The sequence below is a fragment of the Exiguobacterium sp. B2(2022) genome (assembly GCF_028823655.1).
Taxonomy (GTDB): Bacteria; Bacillota; Bacilli; order Exiguobacteriales; family Exiguobacteriaceae; genus Exiguobacterium; species Exiguobacterium aestuarii_A.
This window is the reverse complement of record NZ_JAPEHX010000085.1, coordinates 1-8,604: the sequence shown is the minus strand read 5'-3', so window position 1 is coordinate 8,604 and position 8,604 is coordinate 1. Positions and strand designations below refer to the sequence as shown.

The window sequence follows — 8,604 nt, the reverse complement described above, 5'->3', positions numbered from 1 at the left end:
TCTTTATTCTTTAACACTCTCCCGGTGTACCAGCGTTCGTCGCCGTTCGGAAACTTGAACCACAGCCACATGTGGCAATGGCATTCGGGTTTTTAATCGTAAAGCCGCCGCCGAGCATCGACTGTTTATAGTCAATCTCAAGCCCATCGACGACCCCGTGATCGACTTCAGCAACGATGACGCGGACGCCGTGATGGTCGAATTGAATATCTTTATCCGTCTTTTCCTCATCAAAGCCCATTCCATATGAAAGTCCCGTGCATCCGCCACCTTGGACCTTTACTCGCAAATATTGTGCATCCGGGCGTTCGGTCTGTTTCATCATCTCTTGTACTTGAAGTGCTGCTGATTCTGTCAAATGAATCATCTGAACTCCTCCTCATTTTATCTTCAATTCAAGTCAATTGACTTGTAGTTTTGTGCATTATCTTGTATAACTAAACTGTAACAAAAAAAATTAAATCGTTCCATCTTCGGGGCAGGGTGAAATTCCCGACCGGCGGTATTGAAGAATTTATTCTTCTCAGCCCGTGAGCGAGCAAGGCGTTGCTTGCTGATTTCGTGAGATTCGAAAGCCGACAGTACAGTCTGGATGGGAGAAGATGGCGGCATCCGACCGATATCCGGATGTTTTCTTTGACGTGGACTTTTCCACCTCGGAAAACATCTATTTCGTATGCGCGTAAACTCTCCCGATTGTCTTCATTGCAATCGGGTTTTTATATGCGACGGGTGCCATTCATCGAGGAGCGACCTAAAGGAGAGATTCTGATGAAAACTACGCGCAACAAACGACTGACAACTATGGTGACTTTGGCGATGCTCGGGACGATCTCGTTCGTACTCATGCTATTCAACTTCCCGCTCCCATTTTTACCACCATTCCTCAAAGTGGATTTCAGTGACATTCCTGCACTCATTGCCGGAATCGTCTTTTCCCCACTCGCGGGTATCGTGGTCGTCGGATTGAAAAACGTTTTGTACTATGTCTTTAACGGTGGCGGTGTCCCGGTCGGAGAAGTCGCAAACTTCTTCGCAGGTGTCGCATTCATGTACCCGGTCGCATGGTTCTACCACAAACGGAAGACGAACAAAGCACTCGCTTCTGGACTACTCGCCGGTACAATCACGATGGCACTCAGCCTCGCCATTTTAAACTATCTCGTCATCTTGCCAGCCTATGCTTTCTTCTTCGGAATGGCAGACATGGCCGACCCGGTCGTGAAGACGGACCTCGTCCTTTACGGGATCTTACCGTTCAACTTAATTAAAGCGATCTTGATCAGCGCACTCTTCGTTCCACTCTTCTTGAAATTGAAGCCGTGGATCGAACGTCAGCGCGTACAACTTCAAGCATAATCGATATACGAGCACTTAGGCGTTGCCTAGGTGCTTTTTTTCAATCCGATTGATCAGGAGGAGTTTGATTAATGAAACACGAACAGGATTTGATTGATTTCTTACAACAAGATGCAGAACTTATGAATCACCTTCGCACCGTTGCTAACCTTCAACTACCAGACTGGTGGATTTGCGCGGGCTATATTCGCGCAAAAATATGGGACCATCTTCATGGATACAATGCACCGACACATACGGACGACGTCGATGTGATTTATATCGATCCTACTCAGTCAGAAGAATCCATCGAAAAAGAATTAGAACAGGTGTTGAATCAACTCGATCCGAACGTACCTTGGTCCGTTAAAAACCAAACGAGGATGCATCATGTGAACCATCTCCCACCGTCTACCTCATCGACGGATGCACTAACCCATTTCCCTGAGACGGTAACAGCAATCGGGGTACGACTCAATTTAGACGATGAGCTCATTCTCTCAGCACCCTATGGCGTTCAAGACCTTCTCACACTACAAGTTAGACCTGCAACGTATTTTGAAACAAGCACCTCAAAGCATTCAATCTACTTAAAACGAATGGCTCAAAAAAATTGGTCAGCTCAATGGCCAAACGTCAAATTATATACATACTAAAAAACGCGACCACCGAAGTAATCGCGTTTTCTTATACTAATTAGAGAAGAAGTCCAGCCAATGTAGCTGACATCAAGTTTGCAAGCGTACCTGCGAGAATCGCGAGGACACCCATACGTGCGATGTCACCACGACGGTTTGGCGCCATACCACCAAGACCACCGAGAAGGATCGCGAGTGACGAGATGTTTGCGAAACCACAAAGTGCGAATGCAGTCATCGCCTCTGTACGCGCTGACAATTCTCCAGAACCGATGATTGGTGCAAACTCAGAGAATGCAACGAATTCGTTCAAGACTAGTTTTTGACCGAGGAAGCTACCGAACTGTACAGCATCTGCCCACGGTACACCGATGACAAACGCGAGTGGTGCGAACACATAACCGAGAATCAATTGAAGTGACAATCCGTCAAATCCGAACCATCCGCCAATTCCACCTAAAATCAAGTTGACAAGGGCAATCAATGACACGAATGCAAGAAGCATTGCACCGACGTTCAATGCGAGGAAGAGACCGTCAGACGCACCACGTGCCGCTGCATCGACGAAGTTTGCCGCTTTATTCTCTTCATCTTCAGCAATCTCAATGTTGTCATCGACTTCTTCTGATTCAGGAACAATGATCTTAGCAAACAAGAGACCTGCCGGCGCTGCCATGAAACTCGCTGCGAGCAAGTACTCGAGTGGTACGCCAAGTGCTGCGTATCCAGCAAGTACAGAACCAGCAACCGATGCGAGACCACCGACCATGACTGCAAAGAGCTCAGACTGTGTCATCGTAGGAAGGTAAGGCTTAATGACAAGCGGTGCTTCCGTTTGACCTACGAAGATGTTTGCCGTTGCCGAAAGTGACTCTTTACGTGACGTTCCTAATGCTTTCGCGAGTGCCGTACCGAGGATACGGATGACCCACTGCATGACGCCAAGGTAGTAAAGTAACGCGATTAATGATGACATGAAAATAATAATCGTCAAGATTTGGAAAGCGAAGACAAAGTTGTCTCCCCCCACTGCCGTACCGAAAACAAAACTAATCCCAGCATTCGCTGTATTCAAGACAGCTTGAACGCCTTCAGAAAGTACTTCAAGTGCTTTGCGTCCCCAAGATGTGTACAGAACAAGGAAAGCAAACGCGAATTGAACAGCGAACGCTGCCAAGACCGTGCGCCATTTGATGGCTTTACGGTTGGTAGAGAAGATGTAAGCGATTGCAATTAGTGCCAAAATACCAACCACACTCATGATTTTCATTGATGTTGTGCTCCTTTCATATTAAACAAAGCGATTATATGTGTCATACCCGAAAAGAGATGTGCCCTACCGTTTGAAACGCTTTCTTTTTATCGTTGTTAAACGTCAGACAACCTACATTCGAACCTCTTAGAATATAACATCCCTCTTTTTAAAATGCAACGGGTGAAATAAAAAAGTTTGAGGTCATCCCTCAAACTTTTCACCATGCCATCTCTTCAATTTTTTCATACACCTTCGTCACCAACTCATCCGGCGTTTCACCGGTCACGACTTCCCCGTCGACGAGGCAAAAGAGGTCGAGGGAACAGACGCCACAGTAGCCTGTACAGCCGTATTCGACTACATCGAGATCAGGGTCTGACTCTAATTTTGCTCGGGCCACTTGTGAGCCCATCGCTAAATTCGAGGCGCAAAATTCGATGATCGGATTCATCATATATGTCACCGTCTTTCTTTACGTGAATTATCGGAAAATGGTTCTTCTACGGCAGATTATAACATGATACAGTTGAAGAGTAACAAAGGGGGATTATTATGCGCAAATTAGTCGTCTTAGGGGGCGGTTACGGGGGTATGCGTGTCATCGAAAGAGTTCTTGGACATCAGTTGAAGGACGTATCGGTCACGCTCGTCGATCGCTTACCTTATCATGGATTAAAAACAGAGTATTATGCGCTCGCTGCAGGAACGGTCTCGGACCGCGATATTCGCATCGATTTTCCGGAAGAAATTGACTACATATACGGACAAGTCACGGATATCGATACGGAAGACAAGATGGTTCTTCTCGCGAGTGGAGAAAAGGTACCTTATGATGACCTCGTCATCGGATTAGGCTGTGAAGACAAGTATCACAACGTCCAGGGGGCAGCAGAGTTCACGTACAGTATTCAAACACTTGAAGAATCACGAAAAACACAGCAAGCGATCAACGGGTTACGGCCCGGATCGGTCGTCTCGGTCGTTGGAGCCGGATTATCCGGCGTCGAACTCGCAAGCGAACTACGCGAGAGTCGTCCTGATTTGACGGTTCGCTTGTTTGACCGTGGACCTTCCGTATTATCATTCTTGTCCAATCGTGTCTCCATGTATGTGCAATCTTGGTTCGAAGAGCACGGAGTCGAAGTCATCAACAACGCCAATATTACGCGGGTCGATGCCGATGGATTATGGAACCATGAAGATTTGTTCCCTTCCGACTTGACCGTATGGACAGCCGGTATTCAACCGGTCGCTGTCGTACGCAATCAAGGATGGGAGCTTGATGGAGGCGGACGTGTCAAACTAACGGAGCACCATTTCGTCCCTGGCCTACCAGACGTATTCGTCGTCGGAGACAATGCGAGCTTGCCATACGCACCGTCCGGACAGCTCGCCGAAGCTCAGGCAGAACAAATCGTTCAAGTGCTCCTCTGTAAATGGAAAGGACTTGCCTATCCAGAGTTACCAGACATCAAATTGAAAGGGACGCTCGGCTCCCTCGGGAAGAAAGCAGGCTTCGGGGTGTTCATGGGGAAACAATCACTCACCGGAAAAGTCGCTCGCTTGTTGAAGTCCGGCATTCTTTGGAAACATAAAGTCATCAAGTAAACAATTGCGAATGGACCTGACGGGTCGATTCGCTTTTTTCATGCATCGCATCATCGATTTTCCGTTACCGTTGCGTCCTCTTGAGTCAAAAGTCTTGTATCTGAATCCCCTGTATCCATATCTAAATATTCAGATTTTTAATGCCATCGACATATTCTATCCGTTGGAAATACTTGTTACTCTATGAACACGGCAGCCCGACATCCTGTCATCTTGCCTACTACCTTAAAGGAGGAAACAAGTTGAAGAAAATCTGTAGCACCGTCCTTGCATCATTGCTCGTCTTATCAACCGTCCCAGGAGGCGCGGAAGCCGCCCCGAACAAGGAGAAAGAACGCGTCCTCGTCGTCTTCAAAGAATCGGCAAAGAAAATCCCGCTCTCGATTGAAGGCATGGAAGTTAAACAACAGTATTCGAATATTCCTGCAGCAGCACTTGAAGTTCCGAAAGCTGCCTTGAACGGACTGAAGAATAACCCGCATGTCGCACACGTGGAAGTCGATCAAACGGTACATATCGAGAACCAAAGCCAGGATTGGGGAATCCCTAAACTTCAAGCTCCTTCCGCTTGGCAAAGTGGGTTCACTGGGAAAGGTGTCAAAGTATCCGTCGTCGATACGGGTATTTCCGCTCATCCTGACTTAACGATTGCTGGTGGTGCCTCTTTTAGTACGGTCACGAGTTCTTACGCCGATGATAACGGTCACGGTACGCACGTCGCCGGGATTATCGGAGCCCGTAACAACAGCATCGGTACGGTCGGAATCGCTCACGAGGCAAGCATCTATGCCGTCAAAGCACTTGAGGCGAACGGTAGTGGTAGTCTATCAAGCATCATCGCCGGCATTGATTGGTCGATCACAAATGACATGGACATCATCAACTTGAGTCTTGGGACGACAAGCCCTTCGACGACACTCCAACAAGTCGTGGATCGTGCGAATAACGCAGGCATCCTCGTCGTTGCGGCAGCCGGAAACAACGGACGTACCGATGGGTCGGGCGATCTCGTTAACTACCCAGCGCGTTACAGTTCGGCAATCGCCGTCGCTGCAACGGATATCAACAACAACCGTGCCTCGTTCTCAGCGACAGGTGGCACAGTCGAAGTCGCGGCACCTGGTGTCAGCATCAATTCAACCCTCTCAAATGGCGGCTACGGTCAAATGAGCGGGACATCGATGGCGACACCTTACGTTGCAGGTAACCTTGCGCTCATGAAGCAAGCCTTCCCAACGTTATCGAGCACGCAACTCCGTACGAAATTATCGCAAGATTCGATTGACCTCGGTACGGCAGGTCGTGACACTTGGTTCGGAAATGGACTCGTTCAAGCCCCTACTTCTGGTGGTACGACGCAACCGGTACAAGCACTCACGACGACAGTATCGACTTCAAAGTCATACTACTACGCGGGTGAAGTCGTCTGCACTCACGACGACAGTATCGACTTCAAAGTCATACTACTACGCGGGTGAAGTCGTCTCGATTTCTTCAACAGTTCGTAATTCGAATGGCCAAGCGGTCGCAAACGCCGATGTCCGTGTGACCGTCACACAACCGAACGGCGCGACGCTCGTCGGTACAGGCAAGACGAATGCGTCAGGAGCGATCACGTTCACACTCTCTACGAACTCTTGGTCACAGCGTGGTACGTATCAAGTGAAGTCTGACGCGACGCTTACAGGTTACACGGCTGGTTCAGCAACGTCATCGTTCCAACTTCTCTAAACAAAAAAAGTCGAGCGCTTCGCTCGACTTCACTGATTGACGAACCACGTCGCTTCATACGACCTGGTTCGTCTTTTTGTAGTGTGAACATCTACAATCGTTGCGCCGTATCCATCAACTGTGTCGAGGATGTTGCAATTTGTGTCGTCGCCCGCTTAAGTTCGGCAATCGATTCCACAATCTCATCGATGTCCCCAGCAAGACTCCCCATCTGCCCGTCGGCATGCTCCGAGTCACCAGAAATCTGGAGGAAGGCATCCGTCACTTGATTGATTCGTCCCATCGTCTGCTTCATCTCTTGCTCGGTTGAAAGCACTCGACTCGATGTCTCTTCCATTTGATTCGTCAGGCGCTTCACCAAATCCTCAACTTCTTCCGCTGCTTGCTTAGACTGACTCGCAAGCGTCCGGACCTCGGAAGCGACGACTTGGAACCCTTTCCCTTGCTCTCCAGCCCGTGCTGCTTCGATGGCCGCATTCAAACTGAGCAAGTTCGTCTGATTGGCGATTTGCTTCACCGAATCCGCAATCGTCATGATCTCGTTCATCAACTTTTCGAGCGCTTTGATTTCTTGGGCAGAATCTGAAAGGTCTCGAGTGATTTCATCGAGGCGGCCTGTCTCGGACAGAATGGCGTCTTTCCCGCTCACCGATGAATGAAGCACCGTCCTTAACTTCGTCTGAGTCAATGAACTTGAATGTTTCATATCATCCGCTCTCTCGTTCATCGACTGGAAACTGGCCATGACCTCTTGGGAGAGTGCCGCCAAATCTTCGCTCGCCTGTTGGATCGTTTGACTGATCTCATCTTTCACAAGTTGCATTTGGTCACGAACGACTTCAGCCTCATCATCAAACATCTCGAGCACGATCTGTTGCTCGAAATTAAAGATTTTCAAAACGGCCATCATCAACTTCATTTTTGATTCGGCGTCGAGCTGCTCATCTTGAATCGATAAGACGAGTGTCTCAAATATTTTTTGGAAGGCAGCCATGTACCACTTTCCTTTTAAGCCGATTAAATAATGACGTTTGGCAATTACGAGGCGTCTGTTAATATACGCTTCATTCAACTTTCCTTCAAACATCTCCATGATGTGGTTCGAGAGGGTCAGTTTCAATTTGTCCGAAGACGAGTGTTGCCGAATCAAGTCTTTCATCTCATCAATCTTTTCGAGCTCCTCATAAAACACATCAACTAAACGGGGTGTCAACTGACGTAGTTCATGTTGATAGGCACGCAAGTACGCGAGATCTTCACGTTCGAGGCGAATCAACTGACGTTGTCTTTCTAAATCCTCCGGTAACGCGATCAACAAGTGCTCCATTTGGGACGAAGTGTCTAAATGGAGCGGCATGTTTCGTTTTCGGGCAAACATTGAACAGTCCTCCTTCAATGAATATTTTCATTAAGTTTTCGAAATATTATAAAAATTATGAAGGTTATGTTCAGTTTAGACCGATATACAAAAGTTGTAAAATATTTTTCCAAATAACAAGTTAGTAAAAAACTGACCTTTGACAAAGGTCAGTTCAAAGTCTCTCTGTAGAGACCAATAATTCTTCAGACGAGGTCGCGATCTGACTCGTTGCTTTTTGTAATTCAATAATTGCATTCGTCACGTCTTGAATCTCCTCGAACAGATGATTCATCCTTCCATCCGTTGCGGTCGTGTCGGTTGCGATTTTGACGAACAGTTCCGTCACTTGGTGCATCCGAACCATCGTATCTCTCATCTCTCGCTCCGTCGTCGTCACACACGCTGTCGTTTCCTGAATTTGTCGATTTAAGCGTTTTGTCAGTGCCTCGACTTGTTCAGCTGACGTTTTCGATTGGTTGGCTAGCTGCCTTACTTCCGTGGCCACAACTTGAAATCCTTTGCCCTGCTCCCCAGCACGTGCCGCTTCGATTGCAGCATTCAAGCTGAGCATATTCGTTTGCTCGGCAATCCGTTTTACACCGATTGTGATCGAAGAAATTTCAGACATCAATTGATTGAGTTCTCCCATTTGATTTGCAGAATCGGACAATTTT

10 protein-coding genes and 1 riboswitch are annotated in these 8,604 nt (G+C 47.7%); of the genes, 5 read left to right on the top strand and 5 right to left on the bottom strand.

Going from position 1 to position 8,604, the window contains the following annotated elements; genetic code table 11:
- Positions 1 to 10: 10 nt before the first annotated feature.
- On the bottom strand, positions 11 to 367 hold the full coding sequence (locus ON063_RS13715; RefSeq protein WP_074033519.1) for a HesB/IscA family protein: 357 nt from the start codon (positions 365 to 367) through the stop codon (positions 11 to 13).
- A gap of 98 nt (positions 368 to 465) precedes the next feature.
- A riboswitch (FMN riboswitch) is annotated at positions 466 to 608 on the top strand.
- 163 nt (positions 609 to 771) lie between these two features.
- Between ON063_RS13715 and ON063_RS13710 the strand changes: the two genes are divergently transcribed.
- Together ON063_RS13710 and ON063_RS13705 are read left to right on the top strand one after the other, a co-directional pair.
- Entirely contained in the window at positions 772 to 1,359 is a 588-nt protein-coding gene (locus ON063_RS13710) for an ECF transporter S component (RefSeq protein WP_274665499.1), read from the top strand.
- Between the two features lie 71 nt (positions 1,360 to 1,430).
- Positions 1,431 to 1,994 (top strand): nucleotidyltransferase family protein, encoded by a 564-nt coding sequence (locus ON063_RS13705; protein WP_274665498.1) that lies wholly within the window; start codon positions 1,431 to 1,433, stop codon positions 1,992 to 1,994.
- 40 nt (positions 1,995 to 2,034) lie between these two features.
- Here ON063_RS13705 and ON063_RS13700 read toward each other — a convergent pair whose 3' ends face one another.
- Together ON063_RS13700 and ON063_RS13695 are read right to left on the bottom strand one after the other, a co-directional pair.
- Complete coding sequence (locus ON063_RS13700) at positions 2,035 to 3,246, bottom strand: NupC/NupG family nucleoside CNT transporter (protein ID WP_274665497.1); 1,212 nt, start codon at positions 3,244 to 3,246, stop codon at positions 2,035 to 2,037.
- A gap of 202 nt (positions 3,247 to 3,448) precedes the next feature.
- On the bottom strand, positions 3,449 to 3,685 hold the full coding sequence (locus ON063_RS13695; RefSeq protein ID WP_074033523.1) for a YuzB family protein: 237 nt from the start codon (positions 3,683 to 3,685) through the stop codon (positions 3,449 to 3,451).
- Between the two features lie 98 nt (positions 3,686 to 3,783).
- Here ON063_RS13695 and ON063_RS13690 point away from each other — a divergent pair, with 98 nt between their 5' ends.
- The 3 genes from ON063_RS13690 to ON063_RS13680 all read left to right on the top strand — a co-directional run bounded on the left by ON063_RS13690 (position 3,784) and on the right by ON063_RS13680 (position 6,570).
- The gene (locus tag ON063_RS13690) at positions 3,784 to 4,839 is read left to right on the top strand and encodes an NAD(P)/FAD-dependent oxidoreductase (RefSeq protein WP_214746262.1); all 1,056 of its coding nucleotides are present in this window, start codon (positions 3,784 to 3,786) and stop codon (positions 4,837 to 4,839) included.
- Between the two features lie 242 nt (positions 4,840 to 5,081).
- Entirely contained in the window at positions 5,082 to 6,317 is a 1,236-nt protein-coding gene (locus ON063_RS13685; RefSeq protein WP_274665496.1) for a S8 family peptidase, read from the top strand.
- Entirely contained in the window at positions 6,256 to 6,570 is a 315-nt protein-coding gene (locus tag ON063_RS13680; protein WP_274665495.1) for an MG2 domain-containing protein, read from the top strand. Before ON063_RS13685 ends, ON063_RS13680 begins: the two co-directional genes overlap by 62 nt.
- Positions 6,571 to 6,661: 91 nt before the next feature.
- Here the strand turns inward: ON063_RS13680 and ON063_RS13675 are convergent, their stop codons facing one another.
- Positions 6,662 to 7,948, bottom strand: a complete 1,287-nt coding sequence (locus ON063_RS13675; protein WP_274665494.1) for a globin-coupled sensor protein — start codon at positions 7,946 to 7,948, stop codon at positions 6,662 to 6,664.
- Positions 7,949 to 8,102: 154 nt separating this feature from the next.
- Positions 8,103 to 8,604 (bottom strand): methyl-accepting chemotaxis protein (locus tag ON063_RS13670; RefSeq protein ID WP_274665493.1); only part of this gene is annotated, 502 nt, incomplete at its 5' end.

Bases quoted from the DNA above. Each gene is read 5' to 3' on its own strand.
- ON063_RS13715 (WP_074033519.1), bottom strand. From the start codon at position 367: ATGATTCATTTGACAGAATCAGCAGCACTTCAAGTACAAGAGATGATG.
- ON063_RS13710 (WP_274665499.1), top strand. From the start codon at position 772: ATGAAAACTACGCGCAACAAACGACTGACAACTATGGTGACTTTGGCG.
- ON063_RS13705 (WP_274665498.1), top strand. From the start codon at position 1,431: ATGAAACACGAACAGGATTTGATTGATTTCTTACAACAAGATGCAGAA.
- ON063_RS13700 (WP_274665497.1), bottom strand. From the start codon at position 3,246: ATGAAAATCATGAGTGTGGTTGGTATTTTGGCACTAATTGCAATCGCT.
- ON063_RS13695 (WP_074033523.1), bottom strand. From the start codon at position 3,685: ATGATGAATCCGATCATCGAATTTTGCGCCTCGAATTTAGCGATGGGC.
- ON063_RS13690 (WP_214746262.1), top strand. From the start codon at position 3,784: ATGCGCAAATTAGTCGTCTTAGGGGGCGGTTACGGGGGTATGCGTGTC.
- ON063_RS13675 (WP_274665494.1), bottom strand. From the start codon at position 7,948: ATGTTTGCCCGAAAACGAAACATGCCGCTCCATTTAGACACTTCGTCC.